We start from the raw sequence: 17919 nt of genomic DNA on the forward strand, positions 1-17919 counted from the left end.
ACGGTAGGCCGACGGAGCGGAGAACAACGGAAATGAACGGCCAGGTACTCCATGTCGTCGGCACCAGGCCGAACTTCGTCAAGGCGGCACCGGTCGTCGCCGCGCTGCGCGCGGCCGGCTGCGACCAGGCCCTCGTCCACACCGGGCAGCACTACGACGAACGCCTGTCGGACGTCTTCTTCCGCCAGCTCGGCCTGCCCGAACCGGACACCGACCTCGGCGTCGGCTCCGGCAGCCACGCGCGGCAGACGGCCGACCTGCTGGTGGCGCTGGAGGCCGAGCTGACCGCCCGTGAGCCGACCGTGGTCGTGGTCTACGGCGATGTCAACTCCACGCTCGCCGCCGCCCTGGTCGCCGCCAAGCTCTCCATCCCCCTCGCCCATGTCGAGGCGGGCCTGCGCAGCTTCGACATGACGATGCCGGAGGAGGTCAACCGGCGCCTGGTCGACCAGCTCGCCGACTTGCTGTTCGCCACCAGCCCGGAAGCTGTCGGCCACCTCTCCAGGGAGGGCGTCGACCCGGCCCGCGTCCACCTCGTCGGCAATCCCATGATCGACACCCTGCTCGGCCATCTGGACCGCTTCGACCCGGCCGTCGCCCGTGCCGCGTACGGACTGCCCGAACGCTACGGCGTGGTCACACTGCACCGGCCCGCGAACGTCGACGACCCCGAGGCGGTGCGGGCCGCCGCCCGCGCCCTGACCGAGGCCGCGGCCCACCTCGACCTCGCCGTACCACTGCATCCGCGCAGCGGGGCGGCGCTGCGCGCGGCGGGCCTCGCGGAGGCGCCCGGCATCCACCTCCTCGAACCGCTCGGCTATGTGGAGTTCATGAGCCTGGTCCGGGGCGCCGCAGCCGTGATCACCGACTCGGGCGGAGTCCAGGAGGAGACCACCGTGCTGGGCGTCCCGTGTCTGACCCTGCGCAGCACCACCGAGCGCCCGGTCACCGTCACCCACGGCACCAACCGCCTGGTGCGGCATGACGAGTTGGCGCCCGCCCTGGACAAGGTGCTGGCCGGCACGGCGACGGTGTCGGCCGAGGGGCCGCCGTTGTGGGACGGGAAGGCCGGCCCTCGTATCGCGCGTGTGCTCACCCGGTGGCTGGAGAGCCATGGCTGACGTCACCACGGCGGACGACCTCGCCACGCCGGGAACCCGCACCACGCCGGACAACCGCGCCGCGACGGGCGCCCCCACCACGGCCGACGACCGAACCCGCGCCTACTGGAACACCCGCCACCGGCAACGCGACGACCTCGCTTCCGGCGGCCACATCGGCCTCGACCGCCCCGGCAACGAGATCTTCTACGCGCTGCGGCTCGGCGCCCTGCTCACCCTCATCGGCGACCTGTCGAGCCCCCAGTCCCCGCTGTTCGTGCTCGACGCGGGCTGCGGCAAAGGGCACTTCGCCCGGGCACTCGCACGCTGCGGCCATCGCGTCGACGCCTTCGACACCAGCCCCGCGGCCGTCGCGCACGCCCGCGCCGAGGGCGGCGGTCCGCGCTACGCCGAAGCCTCGCTCACCGGCTGGCGCAACCCCTGGCCGTACGACGTCGTGCTGTGCGTGGACGTCCTCTTCCACGTCATGGACGACGCGCAGTGGGCGGCCGGTCTGCGCAATCTCGCCTCCCTCGTGCGGGTCACCGGCCGTCTGATCGTCGCCGACCAGGACGGGAACGAGCGCACCCCGCTCGGCGACTACATCGTGCACCGCCCAACGGCCGCCTACCGCCGGGAACTCGATCCCCTCGGCCTGCGCCACACCCTGTTCAAGCCCTACGGATTCCGCGAGAACCCACTCGGCTTCCACGTCTTCACGAGGACCCGCTGATGCGCCTGACCGATCTGCTCCACCCTCACCTGGACGGCGTCACCACCGTCGTGGACGCCACGGCGGGCGGCGGTCTGCGCCTTGACCGCTATGTTCATCTGCCGCCGGGTGTCAGACTGAGCACCCACGAACAGCCCATCGGCCCAGGCCAGTTGGTGCTGCTGTCCTACGGTCCCGATCCCAAGCTGCACGGTGATGAGGAGGCCTGCCTCACCGTACTGAAGAGGATGCGCCCCGGCGGCCGTGGCCTGATCCTCTTCGGCCATGACGGCCTCGAACTGCCCTACCACCGGCTGCTCGACCATCTGGTCACCCATCGCTGCCAGGTGCTGCGCGCCTCCGCCCTCGGTTACACCCACCTGCACGCGGGCGCGGTCTTCGCCTGTACCGAGGAACTCCTGCCGCTCCACGACTGGTTCGGCCGTCCCGTACCGTCGGACGGCCTCGCCACGCAGCTGCGCGTGGCCGGCGAGTACGTCCTCGCCGACTTCGCCTCCCGTGCCCTGCGCGCCCGCACGCTCGATTTGGAGCGTACGGCCGAGGAGACCACCCGCGCCCTGGACGCCGCGCGCGACGGCGGCACGGCCGAGCACCTGGCCGCCGTAACGCGGGAGAAGGCGCAGCTGGACTCCGCGTTGCGCGGCGCCCGGGACCGGGTCGAGCTGCTGGAGGCTCGGGTGGCCATGCTGGAGGGCTCGACTTCGCTGCGGGCCGGACGGGCGCTGGTCGCGGCGGCCCGGTCACCGGGGCGCGGGATGGTGCGGTTGCCGCGGGAGTTGTACGGCATGTGGCGTGGACGCGGGCGCGGAACGGCGGCCCGTCCGGCCCCGGTCCCACAGACCCGGGAAGCGGATGCCGCCGTGCCCGACGGCCGCCTCCACCTCGCCCACCGCGGCTTCTCCTCGGCGCCCCGCGACCGGCTAGTGATCGCGGGGGTGCTCGGCGACAGCACCGCCGAGGACTTCGCGGCGTACGCCGTCGTCAACCGGCTACTGCCGCACGACGGACGGCTGCTCGTGGAGCGCACCGACCCGGACGCGCTCGTCGTCCAGCTGAGCGCCTGCTCCGACGCCGTCGGTCCGTGGTCGCTCACCGGCACCGGACTGGCCCCCGACCTGGACCGCAGCCTGGCCGAACTCGTAGGCCAGGCAAAGGCCCTGGGACGGAAGTCGGTGCTGTGGCGGGACGCCCCGACGTCAGGTGCACCGGGGCTCGCCCACCTCGCCTGGGACGCCGTCATCGACGGCGACACCGGCGTACGGCTGTCCGGGCTGGACCCGGTCGCGGACGGCAGGGAAGGGCTGTGGGAGGCGTTCAGCCACGCCGGCACCCCCGTACGGCTGTCCCGGCTCGCCAGGCTGGTCGGGGCCCCCGACCCGCTGGACCGGCGACGCGTCGCCATCCTGGCCTCGCCCCGGGACGACACCGACATCGCCCGGCTCACCGACCAGGTGCTCCGCCAGGTGCACCGGCCGACCGAGGTGGTCGTGCCCGACCCGGCGGGTGCCGCGCTCGACGAACTCACCGCCGCGGGCGTCGCCGTCCACGACGGGGAACCCACCGCCCCGTGGGTCGCGGACTGGACCGATCTGTCCGTGGACCGCCCGGACACCCTGCTGCTCGACCTGATGTGCGCCCAGGAGTACTCGGGCGCGGACGCCGTGGGCCACACGCCCGCTGACGACGACTACGCCTTCGTACCGGACCTGCGGCCCTCCCTCGTCCGGCGGTCCCTGTTCTTGGCCGGCACCTCCGCGGACACCTGGTTCCGCAAGGGGCACCGGCTGTTCGCCGTAAGCGGGAAGGAGATCGCATGACCCGCACGTTCAACGCCCTCGTCTACGGCGACGTCGACCTCAACATCATCGACGGCTCCGCCGTATGGGCCCAGTCGACGGTGCAGGCACTGTCGCGGGCGGGTTGCCGGACCCGGCTCGTCCTCAAGTCACCGGTCCGCACCGAGAGACTGATCGAACCGCTGGCCGGGCTGCCCGGGGTCACGGTGGTGCGCCCCTACGAGAAGCGGCTGGTGCCCGAACAGGGGCCGCGCTCCTCCCTCTCACCCGTGCAGGCCTCGCAGCTGCTCGCCCGGCTGGATGGTGACGAGCGCTGCGACCTGCTGGTGCTGCGCGGTCAGAGAGTGGTCAGGCGCCTGGTCGCCGACGGCGCCTTCGACGAACGGATCTGGGCCTATCTCACCGATATCCCGCAGTCGGCCGCCGAGATGACGGAGGCGGCCCGCACGGACCTCGCCCGCATCGCCGGCTCCTGCCGCCACATCCTGTGCCAGACGGAGGAGTTGCGCTGCTTCCTGGAGACCTGGGTGCCCGAGGCCTGCGGCAAGAGCGCGCTCTGCCCACCCGCCGTGCCCGTACCCGCATTCTCCCTGCCGGAGCGCGACAGGCCGCACGATCCACTACGGCTCGTCTACACCGGCAAGTTCGCGCCGCGTTGGAACACCTTGCCCATGACACGTCTGCCGACGCTGCTCGGTAAGCGGAACATCCGTGCAGAACTCCACACGGTGGGCGACAAGATCCACGACGACCGGGCCTGCCCCGACTTCAAGGCCGAGATGATCCAGGCGCTGCGCGCACCCGGCGTCCACCACCACGGCGGCAAGTCCCGCGAGGAGGCCATGTGCATTGCCGCCGACTGCGATCTGGGTCTGGGCTGGAGGGACACGTTCCTCGACGCCAGCCTCGAACTCTCCACCAAAATCCTGGAGTTCGGGGTACTCGGTCTGCCCGTCGTCGTGAACCGCACGCCCGCGCACGAGACGCTGCTCGGCCGCGACTATCCGCTGTACGTGCCCGGGGGCGCCGTGCTCGCCGACGCCGCCGACGCCGTCGCGCTCGCAGTGCACGAGCCCGGAGCCCGGCGGCTGGCGGCCGAACGCTGCCGGGAGGCCGCCCAGCGGTACACCCTGGAGGCCGCGGCGAACCGCTGGCGCGCGCACCTCGACCGCGCCTTCCCGTCCTCCTCCAGGCTCTCGACTTCGCTCGAGAAGGGGGGATCACCTGCCGTGGGCGCTCGGCAACAGCCGTTGCGGGTCGGTGTCGCGGGCCACGACCTGAAGTTCCTCACCCGGCTGCTCGACCATTTCCGCGCACTGCCCGGCCTCGACGTACGCATCGACGCCTGGCCCGCGCTCGCCCGCCACGACCCGGCCGCGAGCAAGGAGCTCGCCGACTGGGCCGACGTGGTGTTCGTCGAGTGGTGCGGACCTGCCGCCGTCTGGTACAGCCGCCACAAGCGACGCGGCAGCCGTCTCGTCGTACGGCTGCACCGCTTCGAACTGACCGGCCCATGGCCGCGGCAGGTCGACATCGACGCGGTCGACCGGGTGGTGTGCGTCAGCCCGCAGTACGCCCGCAGCACCCGCGAACACACGGGCTGGCCGGAGTCGAAGATCACGGTCATCCCGAACTGGGTCGACACCGCTCAGCTCGACCGCCCCAAGGTGCCCGGGGCCCGCTTCCGCCTCGGCATGATCGGCATCGTGCCGAGCCTCAAACGCCTCGACCTCGGCCTCGACGTCCTCGAAAAGCTGCGCGCCCAGGATCGGCGCTGGCATCTGTCGGTCAAGTCGAAGCCGCCGTGGGATTACTGGTGGATCTGGAACAAGCCCGAGGAGCGCGCGCATTACGACGCCGTGCTGCGCCGCGTGCAGACCTCGCCGCTGCTGGAGGGAGCCGTCGTCTTCGACGCCTTCGGACCGGACGTGCCGAGCTGGCTCAGGCGCATTGGCCATGTGCTGTCCACCAGCGACCTGGAAAGCTTCCACCTCGCCACGGCCGAGAGCATGGCCTCCCGCGCCGTACCTGCGCTGTTGCCCTGGGCGGGTGCGGACGAGATCTACGACCGACAGTGGATCCATGACAGCCCGGAGGCGATGGCCGACGCCATCGCCGATCTCGGCCCGGACGACTGGCAGTCGGCCGGAGAGCTGGCCCGCACTCAGGTGCGGAATTCCTTCTCGCTGGAGCGGGTGGCCCAAGACTGGGCGGAACTGCTCGTGTCCGGGTGATGCCCGAGTCCCCCGCAGCGCTGCCCGGTGCCCGGGGACTCGTCATCAAGGACCGGGACGCATGGCGGATTGTGCTGTGGAAGCGTGACGACCGAAACCGGTTTGAACAATGAGAGGAGACCACTTGTGATCGACATCAAGTATGCGGGGAAAGTCTGCCACTTCGACGACGAGGGCGTCGATCCGGAGAGCCCCGGCACCATGTATGGGCCGCTACTCAAGGGCAAATTCTATGAACATGCCTTCCTTCACTACATTGCCTCGTTGCAGATCCCAGGAACATACGTTGATGTCGGCGCGTGCATCGGAACACACACGGTCTTCTTCGCCGTGCACTGCCCTGCTGACCGGGTATATGCCTTCGAACCGCGTTCAGCAGCAATGAAACGCCTTCAACGCAACCTGGAACTCAACAACGTACAGAGCCGAGTGACCACCTCACACTGGGCGCTGTCCGACCGCGAGGGCACTGTAGACGTCCGTCTGGACCGGGTGAACCACACGCTCCACACGCGTCGGCTGGATACGCTCGTGAGAGGGCCTGTCGCCGTAATCAAGCTCGACATCGAAGGCATGGAGGCGCAGGCGCTCGCGGGGGCCCAGGAAATGCTGAGGCATCACCGGCCGAGGGTGTTCGCCGAGGCGCACACGGAGGAAGAAATGGCCCGGATCCTTTCCGTTCTGGAACCGCACGGGTACCAGGCCACAGGAAATGTGTTCAATGCCTCACCCACGTACGAGTTCATCGTGCCATCTCCCGGCGGGAGGCCGTAGGCCCTGTCGTAGCAGATCGCGAGGTCGCGTCAGGCTGCCTCCGACTGGTAGACCGTTTCGCTGGTCCAGCGGCGCGCGTACAGCTGGGCCGGCCAGACCGAGTCCTCCAGAACAGGTCAGCCCGTCATATGGCCATCGGGGCGGATCCCGGATTGTGCGTTCGCCTGATCCGATGCGGACGGTAACCCGATACCAGCCATCGGATCCCTGGGGCACCGATGAGGAGACGGGTTGACGGGCGGTTCCTGGAACGATCAAGGTGAGCATTCGAAGTTCCTTCCCGTGGCGATGCATCATGACTGTGCTTGCCGGTAGCCGTTGGCCTTCGGCAGGGGAGACCCAGCCCTGGTACGGATCTCTGGCACCACGTACGACACGCGTATTGTCAGATGGCACAGAGTGGCCGGGAAGAGGCACCTGGCTGACAAGCAGCCGACTTCTGCCGTCGGCACTCAGGGCACTGACGTAGGAGTGCGAGATCTCTCTGGGTGTGAAGTCGGGAGCCAGGTGCCACATCGCTCCCCAGGTGCGTGCCTGCTGGTCGTGCCCTCGGTCATACACGAGCAGGAATCCTGGATCCTCGACCAGGAGCACACCCCGAGTACGGGTGATTCCTCCGTATGCTCTGTCGGTGGTTTCGTAAAACTGGTGCCGCGGACCCAATGTCTTCCGCGTGAGCCGTGTCGGAGCGTCCCAACGGTGCCGGACACCGACGACTTCGACGATGTTGTGGGCAGCTGGAGACCGGAGATAGTTCCGGTAGGTATCGGCCCGATATCCGTCATGCCCACCGTCAACGATCAAGTCACGACCATTCCCGTAGTAAGTGACGGACATATGGTCGTTATGGCCGTGGATGATCCGTGCCGGGCCGAACCGCAAGGACATGAAGTGCTCATCCTTCAACTGACGGCCAGGACATCATTTGGGCGATGCGCGTACTGGGCTGGCCCCCGACCGACGTGACCTTGCAGGCGGGCATGCCGGAGGAGACGAGCTCACAGGGGCAGCACATCCTCGACGTACGTCCGGTAGGGGCGTTGTCGGTTCTCGTCAGCGGATGTCGTGGTCGGGGTGGGTCTGGTCGTACGCGCTGCGTGCCTCGGCGATGGCGGCACGGTGGGCGAGGGACCAGTCGGCGAGTGCCTTGACCAGGTGGGTCAGGCCGGTCCCGGTCTCGGTCAGGCGGTAGTCGACCTGGGCCGGGACGGTCGGGTACACGGTGCGCAACACGAGGCCGTCGCGTTCGAGCCTGCGTACGGTGAGGGTGAGCATCCGCTGGGAGATGCCGTCGATGGCGCGCTGCAGTTCGCGGAACCGGCGCGGCCCGCCCGCGAGTTCGACGATCACGAGCACCGACCACTTGTCCCCGATGCGGTCCAGGACGTCGCGGATGCCGCAGTCGGGGTGGTCTTCGCGTCCGCAGGGCTCGAGGTCGGCGGGGGTGGCGGTTACCCCGGTGTGCGTGAGTGACATCAAACTGCCTTCTTGTAGCCCGTGGGCGTGCGGTCAAGGATCAAGCGTAGTTACCGATGAGAACCACGACGGAAGACTGCGATTGACATGATTTTGGTGACCGGAGCGAACGGGAATCTGGGCTCGGCCACTCTTGCGGCGCTGCGTGCTCGTGGCGCCGTCGCGAAGGGCGGCAGCCGCACGCCCAGCGAGGGAATGCGGCGTCTCGACTTCGACGACCATGGGGGCCTCGATCTCGCCGGTGTGTCGGACCTGGTGCTGATCTCCGCCGGTTATGCCGAGGACGACCAGGTCGTCGCGCGGCATGCGGCCATCCTTGACGCCACCGTCCGCGATGGCGTCCATCACGTTGTCTACACAAGCCTGACCGGTGCCGGTGACCATCTCGGTTTCGCGCTCGCGCACCGTGTGACCGAACGCCTTGTCCGGACAAGCGGATTGCCGTGGACGATCCTGCGCAACGGCCTCTACGCCGAACTCTTCGGCGGTCTCCTGATATGGGCCGGCGATGGTGTGGAGTCTGCGTTCGGGGACGGTGCCCTGGCCGCGGTCGCGCGAGAGGATCTCGCCGATGCGGCGGCGATCGTTGCGGCGAATCCGACACGGCACAGCGGACGCGTCTACGACCTCGTCGGCACGCCGATCACGGCGCGACAGGTGGCCGACCGGCTCGGGGTCCCGCACCGCACCATCAGCCTGGCCGAGTACCGGCGCAGGCTCCTCCACGAGACCCCGGGGCTGCTGCCGTTCCAGCCGCCCATGCTCGCCTCGATCGCCACTGGCATCCGACACGGCTTCCTGGACGGCACCGCCCCCGACCTCACGGACCTCCTGGACCGCCCCGCCCGCGACGCAGTGGCCATGGCCGTTGCGGCCGCGACCGCCACGAGACCGGAAGCCAGCGCTTCGGCGCGGACGAGCGGGCCCTCGGGGTCGGGGTGACCTCGCCGGCCAAGGCGATCATGTCGATGGGGTACCAGCCCTTGTGGGCCTTGCGGTACGACTCGTCGAGCTCGGTCGGCTGGTGACCTGGAATTCCGCGAGCGATCATTCGAACGAGCATGCCGGTTCGTTTACCGCGGCCACCACGCACACAACGAAGCGGCGCCCAGAACCCTCCGGGCGCCGCCATCCCCGTACAAGTGCAAGCCGCTACTTCGCCACGTTCGGCGAAGCCGAAGCCGCCGGTGCGGGAGAGAGCTGCGTAGCCGCCTGCGGCTGCGGCTACGCCGTGCTCGCGTGTGCTGACGGGGGTGCCACATCCACAGGGGAGGAAGCCGCGCCCTCGTCCGGCTGGCCCGGGATGCCGCCGACGATGCGGATGCCGGCCGCGTCGAAGGTGCGCTTGACGCGCCAGCGCAGCTCGCGCTCGACGCCGATGGCCTTGCCGGGCATCGTCTTCGCGGAGACGTGCACCACCATCGAGTCAAGGAGCACGCTGTCCAGGCCGAGGACCTCCACCGGGCCCCACAGCGTCTCGTTCCACGGCTCGTCCTTCGCCATGGCCTCGCCCACCTCGGTGAGGATCGACCGGACCTGGTCCAGGTCCTCCTCCGGGCGCAGCGTGACGTCCACGTGTGCCGTCGACCAGCCCTGGCTGAGGTTGCCGACCCGCTTGACCTCGCCGTTGCGCACGTACCAGATCGCGCCGTTGTCGCCGCGCAGCTTGGTCACGCGCAGCCCCACCTCGATCACCTCGCCGGTGGCCACCCCGACGTCGATGCTGTCCCCGACGCCGTACTGGTCCTCCAGGATCATGAAGACGCCGGAGAGGAAGTCGGTCACCAGGTTCCGCGCACCGAAACCGATTGCGACGCCCGCCACACCCGCCGAGGCCAGCAGTGGGGCCAGGTTGATCTCGAACGTGCCGAGGATCATCAGCCCGGCCGTGCCCATGATCAGGAAGGACGCCACCGAGCGCAGTACCGAACCGATTGCCTGAGAACGCTGACGGCGGCGCTCGACGTTGACGAGGAGACCGCCCAGCGCGGTGCCGTCGACGGCCTGGGCGGTGCGGTTCATGCGGTCTATCAGCTTGGTGATGGCCCGCCGGATCACCACTCTCAGGACGCCTGCGATCACGAGGATCAGCAGGACACGAAGCCCGATGCTGAGCCACGTCGACCAGTTCTGCTCCACCCAGCTCGCGGCGTTGCTCGCGCTTTCCTGGGCGTCCTGAAGCGAGGGAGCCGATGGTTCGTCTGTGGGATCGGCGGCCGACAGGACGGACAAGAACACGGCAGGTACCTCCAGGCGTAGCGGTCCGCCCGTGGCATGGGGGTCACAAGAAGGTCACCGGACGGGCAGACTCAACACACTATCGGGGCACCATGTGTGGATCGTCGCAATGTCCGAGGGGAGACTGTGCTCACCTGGGGATGAACACGGGGAAGTGAAAACGGTGTGGTCGAAAACACTCCCAGCCCGTTACCGGGACATGGTGGCGCTTCCACCAGGCATGAGGGGAGACTGACTACAGATCGTCCCGGCGCGAGCCACGCGCCGCCGGCGTACAAGGAGGCATCCGTGCCGCATGTCCTGGTCCTCAACGCGTCGTACGAGCCACTCGGCGTCGTACCGCTCCGCCGCGCGCTCGTCCTCGTCCTCGAGAACAAGGCTGTCTGCCTCGAGGAATCCGGCGCCTTTATGCATAGTGCAACCGTTACTGTCCCCGCACCCAGCGTGGTCCGGCTGAAGAGGTTCGTACGGGTCCCTTACCGGGGGCCCGTTCCGCTGACCCGTCGCGCGTTGTTCGCCCGCGACGGGGGCCGGTGCATGTACTGCGGTGGCGTCGCAACCAGCGTCGACCACGTCATCCCGCGCTCCCGCGGGGGTCAGCACGTCTGGGACAACGTGGTGGCGTCCTGCCGCCGCTGCAACCACGTGAAGGCCGACCGCCATCTCTTCGAGATCGGCTGGCGGCTGCGCCATAAACCGGCCCCGCCCTCGGGTCTGGCCTGGCGCATCATCGGAACCGGGCATAGGGACCCGCGCTGGCTGCCGTATTTGCAGCCGTACGGCGCGGATGACGCGATGGCCCGGATCGATGGCATCTCTGCCTGACGCTCCGGGCCTTCGTCTTGCGTAAGCGCTCCGCTGGGTTGAGCAGGGGGGCTGCGTCGGCTGTTGGCTGCGGGTTCGTCGTGGCTGGTCGCGCAGTTCCCCGTGGCCCTTCGGGGCGCGGCCGCACCGAACCGCACCGGCACGCGGGGCTACGCGTAGCGCAGTTCGCCCGGCTGGGCCACACGCCTGAGCAGCGGCAGCGCCGTGGCCGCGGCGAGCAGGCAGGACGCGTACACCGCCAGGGGGAACAGCAGCGGCAGCAGGAGTGGGACGGAGACGTCCGTCGCGATCCCGTACGCGAGGTACACCGCCGTACCGCCGAGACCCGCGAGCAGCATCGCCGGGGCCAGTGGCAGCGCCGTCTCCAGGAGCAGCGCCCGGCCGAGCACCGCCCGCGGTACCCCGGCGGCGGCCTGCGCGGCGAGGCCCCGGCGCCGGGTGGCCAGTGACTCGGCGGCGCCGACGGCGAGACCGCTCAGGGTGATGGCCAGCGCGACGAGGACGGCGGCGCCCGCGAGGTTGATGCCGGTGGTGTAGAAGGCCGTGTCCTCGGGGGAGCGGCTGTGACCCGGTCCGTTCAGGTCGTCGAGCAGGATCTGCCGTATGCCCAGGAAGCTCACGCCCACGATGGTCACCAGGAGTACGGCGGCGTGGGTGCGCGCGGCGGCCCAGGGGTCGGTGCGCAGGCGCTCGGCCGCGATCAGTACCGCCGGGTTCCCGGTCCGCGCGGCGAGCCACCAGCCCATGACCCTGGCCGTGGCCCCGGCGATGGCGACCGAGCCCACAGCGGTCAGCGTCACCGCGCCGAACACTGCCAGCGGGAACGCGGCATAGCTCAGCTGCCGGCCCCCCGTCAGGACCAGTGCGCCCGCCACGCCCACTAGCAGCGCGGGCGCCCCCAGCGTGAGCAGGGCACTCCCGCCGCGCTCCGGCCGCACCCGGCGCACCCACCCCAACGGCGAGGCCACCACCCGGCGCAGCGCGAGAACGCTCACCAACGCGGCGACGACCGGCACGGCCAGCGTCACCAGGGCGAAGCCGGCCCAGAGCCACAGCGGGGGCCGCTCCCACAGAAGCAGCACCAGGGGTACGGCAACCGACGCGGCGAGAGCCGAGCCCAGCAGACAGGCGAGGCCCGCCTCCAGGGCCGCGATACGCCGCACCTGCGGGGCCGTCGCCCCGACCAGGCGCAGCGAGGCCAGCCGCCGGTCCCGGTGCACGGCGCCGATCCGCGCGCACTGCGCGAGGAACCCGAGCACCGGCACGAGCAGGAGCAGCAACGCGACGACCACCCCGGAACGTACCCCCGGCTCATCCAGCAGACCGTTGAGATACGGGAACTCCACGATCCCGCGCACCGCGCCGATCCCGAGCGCCGCGAGCCCGAAGCCGGTGGCGAGCGCGGCTCCCACCGCCGTCAGCAGCACGCGCCACCACTCGCGCCGGTCGGAACCCCGCGTGAGCTGCCACGCGAGCCGGAGATCCTCCATCACCGAGGTCTTCAGCGAGGGCTTCACCGAGGTCATCACCGGGGCCTTCACCGGCGTCGTCACTGGGCAACCTCCAGGTCCACCGAGTCCTCAAGGACGACGCCGTCCTTCAGCCGCACCTCACGGTCCGCGTACGCCGCGACCTGGTGGTCGTGCGTGACGAGCAGCATCGTCGTGCCCGCCTCCCGGACGGTGTGCACCATCGCCGTCATCACCTGCTCACTCGCCAGGGAGTCGAGCGCGCCGGTCGGCTCGTCGGCGAAGACGACCTTTGGACCGGTCACCAACGCCCGTGCCATCGATACCCGTTGGGCCTGACCGCCGCTCATCTCGCCCGGCCGCAGCTCCTTCTGGCCGCGTACGCCGAACCGTTCCATCCATTCGCCCGCCCGCCGGTGCGCCTCGGCCCGCCCCACTCCCGCGAGCAGCAGCGGCAGCCCCACGTTGTCGATCGCGGTCAGCTCCGGGATGAGCTGCCCGAACTGGAACACCACGCCGAACTCCGTGCGCCGCAGCTCGCTGAGCTGCTTCTCCGGCAGCTGGTCCAGGCGCCGCCCGTCATAGACCACCGAGCCCTCGTCGGGGCGGACGATCCCGGCCAGGCAGTGCAGGAGCGTGGATTTTCCGCTGCCGCTGGTGCCGGTGACGGCGAGGATCTCGTCGGCGCGCAGTTCGATCGTGGCGCCGCGCAGCGCCTTCGTTCTGCCGTGCGCCTTGGCGAGGCCACGGGCTGCCAGGAGCGGCATTTCGTTGCTCATGCTGCGTCGACCTCCGCGGTCAGAGTGGTGAGCCGGGCGGCGGTGGTGTTCATCCAGCGCAGGTCGGCGTCGAGATGGGACAGGGCGTAGTCGGCGGACAGGACCGTCGCGAGATCGGCGCCCTGGGCGGTCTTGACCGCCGTGAGCTGCCGCATCCGCTCCATGTGCGCGGCGCGCTGGGCGCGCAGATAGTCGTCCGGGTCCGTGGAGGCGAGGATCGCGCAGACGACCTTGGCGAAGATCTCGTTCGTCACGAAGGGCGCGGGCGGCGTGATCTCGCCCGTCCACTTGGCCAGTTCACGCTCCCCTTCGCCGGTCGACCGGTACCGCGTCCGCTCGGGGCCGCCGGCGGAATCGGTGCCGTCGACCTCGGCGAGACCGTCGCGCACCAGGCGTTGCAGGGTCGTGTAGACCTGCCCGTAGGCCAGCGGACGGGCTTGCGGGAAACGTTCGTCGTGCCGTCGCTTGAGGTCGTAGCCATGGCTCGGCCCACCGGCGAGCAGCCCCAGCAGGATGTGGCGGGTGCTCATGGGGACCAGTATGTACGCGGTATATGTACTGAGTGAATAGTAGGCAGGAAATCCGCCCGAGACTCGGCCCGACAAAAAGATCCTCGGTGGTAACCCCGGATCCGGGAGAGAATGTGAACACCAACACGTTGCCCACTCGTTTACGTCTGTGTCCGCGCCCACTGGGTATGGGGCCCCTGACCCCGCACTATCGACATCTTCAAGGAGGCCCTCGTGGCCACATCGGCACCGCTTCTGCTCCCGGCCCTTTCCAAACGCCCGGAAGACCGCCTGGAGGACCCCTCCAAACGCCTGGCGGGCCTGCCCGCCGATCCCGACCTGCACCTTTGCGTCTTCAGCGCCGAGGGTTCCTGCGCCGAGGCTCCGCTGACCAGTGAGCCGCCGCTGCCCGATGCCGCTCCTCTCACCAGCGAACCGCCCCTCGCCGACGCCGCCCCCCTGACGAGCGAGCCCACCTCCACGGGCGCCGCCGCCGGCCTGGACTTCCCGGGGGTCTGATGCCGCTGTCCCGGCTCGCCGCGCTGCACGGCGTCGCCACCTCCTACAGCCCGTCCCCGGACCGTACGGTGCCCGCCTCGGAGGCCGCGGTGATCGCCACGCTCGGCGCGCTGGGCGTCGACGCCCGGACTCCGGAGGCCGTCGAGAGGTCGCTCGCGGCCCGTGAGACGGAGCTGCGGGAGCGGCTGCTGCCGCCGACCGTGGTCTGCTGGAGCGGAGCCGCCGCCGTGAGCGGCGACCGGGAACCCGCGGCGGACGACCCCGCGCCGACCGCCCGGGCCGGGCGCCCGAGCGGTCCGCTGCCGGCCGCTCTCACCGCACTGCCCGCGGGCACCCGCCTGCGGATCCGCACCGAGCAGGGCGAGACCCGCTCCTCCGCCGAGCAACTCCCGTACGGCGTCCACGAATTGACGGCCACCGCCCCCGACGGCCGCACTGCCCGCGCCCACCTCGTGGTCGCCCCGTCCCGGCTGCCGGCGCCGCCGGGACGTACGTACGGACTGCTCGTCCAGCTCTACTCCCTCCTCTCCCGGCGCTCCTGGGGCATGGGCGACCTCGGGGACCTCGCCGAGCTGACGGCCTGGGCGGGGCGGGCGCTCGGCGCCGGATTCGTGCAGGTCAACCCACTGCATGTGGCCGTGCCCGGCGAGCCCACCGACCCCTCCCCGTACCGGCCCTCCTCGCGCCGCTTCCCCGACCCGGTGCATCTGCGGGTCGAGGACATCCCGGAATTCGCGTACGCCGAGGACCGCGACCGCGTTCGTACGCTGCTGGAGCGGGCCGACCGGCTGCGTGAATCCGTGCTCCACAAAGGCGCGTTGATCGACCGCGACGCCGTATGGGAACTCAAGCGCGAAGCCCTGGAGCTCGTACGCGACGTGCCGCTCGGGCCCGGACGACGCGCCGCCTACTGCGACTTCCTCGCCGAGGAGGGCGAGGCCCTGGAGGACCACGCCACCTGGTGCGCGCTCGCGGAGAGATACGGCTCCGACTGGCACTCCTGGCCGGCCGGCCTGCGCGATCCCCGCTCGCCCGAAACCGCCCGCGCCCGCGGCGAGTTGATGGACCGCGTCGACTTCCACAGCCGTCTCGTCTGGCTCACCGACAGCCAGCTCGCCACCGCCCAGCGCAGCGCGCGCGACGCCGGCATGCCCGTCGGACTCGTGCACGATCTCGCGGTCGGCGTGCATCCCGGCGGCGCCGACGCCTGGGCGCAGCAGGAGTACTTCGCGGCGGGCATGTCCGTCGGTGCGCCCCCCGACGCCTTCAACGCACGCGGCCAGGACTGGGGCCTGCCTCCCTGGCGCCCCGACCGGCTTGCCGACTCCGGCTACGCTCCCTACCGCCGTCTCCTGCGCGCCCTGTTCAGGTACGCGGGCGCGCTGCGCATCGACCACGTCATGGGCCTGTTCCGGCTGTGGTGGGTCCCGCAGGGCGAGGCGCCGACGGAAGGGACGTACGTCCGTTACGACGCCGAAGCCATGCTCGCGATCCTCGTACTGGAGGCCTCGCGCGCCGGAGCTCTGGTGATCGGCGAGGACCTCGGCACCGTCGAACCCGGCGTCCGCGACACGCTGCACGAGCGCGGCGTCCTCGGCACGTCCGTGCTGTGGTTCGAGCGGGACTGGGAGGGCGACGGCCAGCCCCTGCCGCCCGAACGCTGGCGCGCCGACTGCCTCGCCACCGCCACCACCCACGATCTGCCGCCCACCGCGGCCCGCCTCACCGGCGACCACGTCGAACTCCGCGACCGCCTGGGCCTGTTGACCCGCTCCCTGGAGGAGGAACGCGCCGAGGCCTCCGCGGACGCGGGGGAGTGGCTGACCCTGCTGGCCCGCCTGGGCCTCCTCGACGGCCTCGGCGGCGGAGCCGCAGTCTCGGAGGAGGCGGAGATCCAGGCCGTCCACCGCTTCCTGCTCCGCACCCCCGCCCGCATGATCGGCATCTGGCTCCCCGACACGGTCGGCGACCGCCGCCCCCAGAACGTCCCCGGCACCTGGAACCAGTACCCGAACTGGCGCCTGCCGATCGCGGACGCGGAGGGCCACCCGGTGACACTGGAGGAACTGGCGGCCTCACCCAGGCTGCATGCGTTGTTGGATGTGGTGCGGGGGAGAGCGCCGGGCGCCGCGTAAGAGCGGGGTCCGGGTAGCGCCCCAAAGGGGCGCGGGGAACTGCGCGACAAGCCACGACGCACCCGCAGCCGCGACACGACTGTCACTCCCACCCCCTGGCGGGGGCCTGGGGGCGCAGCCCTCAGTTTCGGGAAGGGGCGGGCTTGGGGAAAGAACCCCCGCCCACCCACAGGCGCCCACCCGGCGGAGGCAGCGGGGTGTGGGCGCAGGCCAAGGTAAACGCACCCCGGGCGAGCGCACGAGGGAGCCGTTGGCTACCGTGGGCCCGTGGACAAGAAGAACGCCCTGCGAGCCGGCACCCTGGCCGCCGGCACGACGCTGATGATGCTGCTCACGTCGTCCCCCGCCCTCGCGCTGATCCCCGACGACGGTGACGACCCCGGCCAGGGCCTGAGCGTCATCGAGACGCTGGGCCTGTACGTCATGGCGCCGATCGCGCTGTTCGCGGTCATCGCCGGCCTGGTGATGGTCCTGGACAGGTCGACGGACCGGCAGCCGAAGCCCGGCGGCAAGGCGCAGGGCAGGATGCAGGGCGAGGACCAGGTGCAGGCCTCCTGACCTCGGTCCTCTCCGAGTTTTCTGTCGAGGGCGCCGCCCTCGCACACGTACGCAGGTTTCGCGGTACGTGGGCGAGGACGGCGCCCTCGACGTGTTCTCACCGGAGGGGCACTCCCGCCTCTCCTTCGGCGCCTTGCCCGGAGGAGATCGAGGAGGCGTTGGCTACGGCTGTGGGGTGACCGTGCCCGCGAGCAACTGACGCAACAGGTCGGCCAGCTGGCCGGCCTGTTCGTCGTCGAGCGCCGACAGTGCCTCCGTCTGGAGGGCCAGTCCGGCCTCGAGTGCGTCGTCGATCATCGCCAGCCCCTTGTTCGTGAGCGTGACCTGGAGGGCCCGGCGGTCGTGGGGGTCGGGAGACCGGCGGAGGAGACCGGCCCGTTCCAGCTTGTCGAGCCGCCCCGTCATGCCCCCGGTGGTCAGCATCAGCGACTCCGAGAGCCGGCGGGGCGAGAGGGTGTACGGGGCGCCGGACCGCCGGAGCGTGGCGAGTACGTCGAACTCGCCACGCGAGACCCCGAACCGGGCGTACGCCTTGTCCATCCGGTCGCCCATGGTCCGTGAGAGCCGGTAGACGCGACCGAACACCTCCATCGCGGCGGTGTCCAGATCGGGTCGTACGACGGCCCACTGGTCGATGATCGCGTCGACGGCGTCCCGGGGGGTCTTGGGCGTGCTGCTCATGAGGGGAGTATCCGTGCCGGGCCAGTCACTCGCAAGAAAGTAGCTTGACGCTAAGTAGCTTATGGCTAAGCTACTTAGCGCCAAGCCCTTTCG

The 17919-nt window shown here is 70.4% G+C and carries 17 protein-coding genes; 10 read left to right on the forward strand and 7 right to left on the reverse strand.

Going from position 1 to position 17919, the window contains the following annotated elements; genetic code table 11:
* Positions 1-32 precede the first annotated feature (32 nt).
* The 5 genes from wecB (at position 33) to ABD357_RS41645 (ending at position 6637) form a co-directional block, all read left to right on the forward strand.
* Positions 33-1121, forward strand: a complete 1089-nt coding sequence (wecB, locus tag ABD357_RS41625) for a non-hydrolyzing UDP-N-acetylglucosamine 2-epimerase (protein ID WP_344396759.1) — start codon at positions 33-35, stop codon at positions 1119-1121.
* Positions 1114-1833, forward strand: coding sequence for a class I SAM-dependent methyltransferase (locus ABD357_RS41630; RefSeq protein ID WP_344396761.1), 720 nt, complete (start codon positions 1114-1116; stop codon positions 1831-1833). Before wecB ends, ABD357_RS41630 begins: the two co-directional genes overlap by 8 nt.
* Positions 1833-3650 (forward strand): hypothetical protein, encoded by a 1818-nt coding sequence (locus tag ABD357_RS41635; RefSeq protein ID WP_344396763.1) that lies wholly within the window; start codon positions 1833-1835, stop codon positions 3648-3650. The genes ABD357_RS41630 and ABD357_RS41635 overlap by 1 nt, the downstream gene beginning before the upstream one ends.
* Complete coding sequence (locus ABD357_RS41640) at positions 3647-5863, forward strand: glycosyltransferase (RefSeq protein WP_344396765.1); 2217 nt, start codon at positions 3647-3649, stop codon at positions 5861-5863. Before ABD357_RS41635 ends, ABD357_RS41640 begins: the two co-directional genes overlap by 4 nt.
* A 126-nt stretch (positions 5864-5989) precedes the next feature.
* Positions 5990-6637, forward strand: a complete 648-nt coding sequence (locus ABD357_RS41645; RefSeq protein WP_344396766.1) for an FkbM family methyltransferase — start codon at positions 5990-5992, stop codon at positions 6635-6637.
* On the opposite strand, the gene ABD357_RS44985 is transcribed toward ABD357_RS41645, so the two are convergent.
* Both ABD357_RS44985 and ABD357_RS41650 read right to left on the reverse strand, forming a co-directional pair.
* Positions 6590-7525: a heparinase II/III domain-containing protein gene (locus ABD357_RS44985; protein WP_425585223.1), complete on the reverse strand. Its 936-nt coding sequence runs from the start codon at positions 7523-7525 to the stop codon at positions 6590-6592. The genes ABD357_RS41645 and ABD357_RS44985 overlap by 48 nt on opposite strands.
* A gap of 165 nt (positions 7526-7690) precedes the next feature.
* On the reverse strand, positions 7691-8113 hold the full coding sequence (locus ABD357_RS41650) for a winged helix-turn-helix transcriptional regulator (protein ID WP_344396767.1): 423 nt from the start codon (positions 8111-8113) through the stop codon (positions 7691-7693).
* An 87-nt stretch (positions 8114-8200) separates the two neighbouring features.
* Between ABD357_RS41650 and ABD357_RS41655 the strand changes: the two genes are divergently transcribed.
* Positions 8201-9055: an NAD(P)H-binding protein gene (locus ABD357_RS41655; protein WP_344396768.1), complete on the forward strand. Its 855-nt coding sequence runs from the start codon at positions 8201-8203 to the stop codon at positions 9053-9055.
* Positions 9056-9337: 282 nt separating this feature from the next.
* Here the strand turns inward: ABD357_RS41655 and ABD357_RS41660 are convergent, their stop codons facing one another.
* A complete protein-coding gene (locus tag ABD357_RS41660) occupies positions 9338-10351 on the reverse strand; it encodes a mechanosensitive ion channel family protein (protein WP_344396769.1) in 1014 nt (337 codons plus the stop codon).
* A gap of 288 nt (positions 10352-10639) precedes the next feature.
* On the opposite strand from ABD357_RS41660, the gene ABD357_RS41665 reads away from it, so the two are divergent.
* Positions 10640-11176: an HNH endonuclease gene (locus tag ABD357_RS41665; RefSeq protein WP_328771555.1), complete on the forward strand. Its 537-nt coding sequence runs from the start codon at positions 10640-10642 to the stop codon at positions 11174-11176.
* Positions 11177-11325: 149 nt separating this feature from the next.
* Here ABD357_RS41665 and ABD357_RS41670 read toward each other — a convergent pair whose 3' ends face one another.
* The 3 genes from ABD357_RS41670 to ABD357_RS41680 are packed head-to-tail and all read right to left on the reverse strand — an operon-like array spanning position 11326 to position 13954.
* Positions 11326-12702: an FtsX-like permease family protein gene (locus ABD357_RS41670; protein WP_344396926.1), complete on the reverse strand. Its 1377-nt coding sequence runs from the start codon at positions 12700-12702 to the stop codon at positions 11326-11328.
* A gap of 23 nt (positions 12703-12725) precedes the next feature.
* Positions 12726-13424: an ABC transporter ATP-binding protein gene (locus tag ABD357_RS41675; RefSeq protein ID WP_344396770.1), complete on the reverse strand. Its 699-nt coding sequence runs from the start codon at positions 13422-13424 to the stop codon at positions 12726-12728.
* Positions 13421-13954, reverse strand: a complete 534-nt coding sequence (locus ABD357_RS41680) for a PadR family transcriptional regulator (protein WP_344396772.1) — start codon at positions 13952-13954, stop codon at positions 13421-13423. The genes ABD357_RS41675 and ABD357_RS41680 overlap by 4 nt, the downstream gene beginning before the upstream one ends.
* A gap of 213 nt (positions 13955-14167) precedes the next feature.
* Between ABD357_RS41680 and ABD357_RS41685 the strand changes: the two genes are divergently transcribed.
* The 3 genes from ABD357_RS41685 (at position 14168) to ABD357_RS41695 (ending at position 17145) form a co-directional block, all read left to right on the forward strand.
* On the forward strand, positions 14168-14452 hold the full coding sequence (locus ABD357_RS41685) for a hypothetical protein (protein WP_344396773.1): 285 nt from the start codon (positions 14168-14170) through the stop codon (positions 14450-14452).
* Positions 14452-16587, forward strand: a complete 2136-nt coding sequence (gene malQ / locus ABD357_RS41690; protein ID WP_344396774.1) for a 4-alpha-glucanotransferase — start codon at positions 14452-14454, stop codon at positions 16585-16587. Before ABD357_RS41685 ends, malQ begins: the two co-directional genes overlap by 1 nt.
* Positions 16588-16854: 267 nt before the next feature.
* Complete coding sequence (locus tag ABD357_RS41695; RefSeq protein WP_344396775.1) at positions 16855-17145, forward strand: hypothetical protein; 291 nt, start codon at positions 16855-16857, stop codon at positions 17143-17145.
* A gap of 162 nt (positions 17146-17307) precedes the next feature.
* On the opposite strand, the gene ABD357_RS41700 is transcribed toward ABD357_RS41695, so the two are convergent.
* Complete coding sequence (locus ABD357_RS41700) at positions 17308-17826, reverse strand: MarR family winged helix-turn-helix transcriptional regulator (RefSeq protein WP_344396778.1); 519 nt, start codon at positions 17824-17826, stop codon at positions 17308-17310.
* Between the last annotated feature and the right edge of the window lie 93 nt (positions 17827-17919).

It is taken from the genome of Streptomyces vastus (assembly GCF_039532825.1).
Taxonomy (GTDB): domain Bacteria; phylum Actinomycetota; class Actinomycetes; order Streptomycetales; family Streptomycetaceae; genus Streptomyces; species Streptomyces vastus.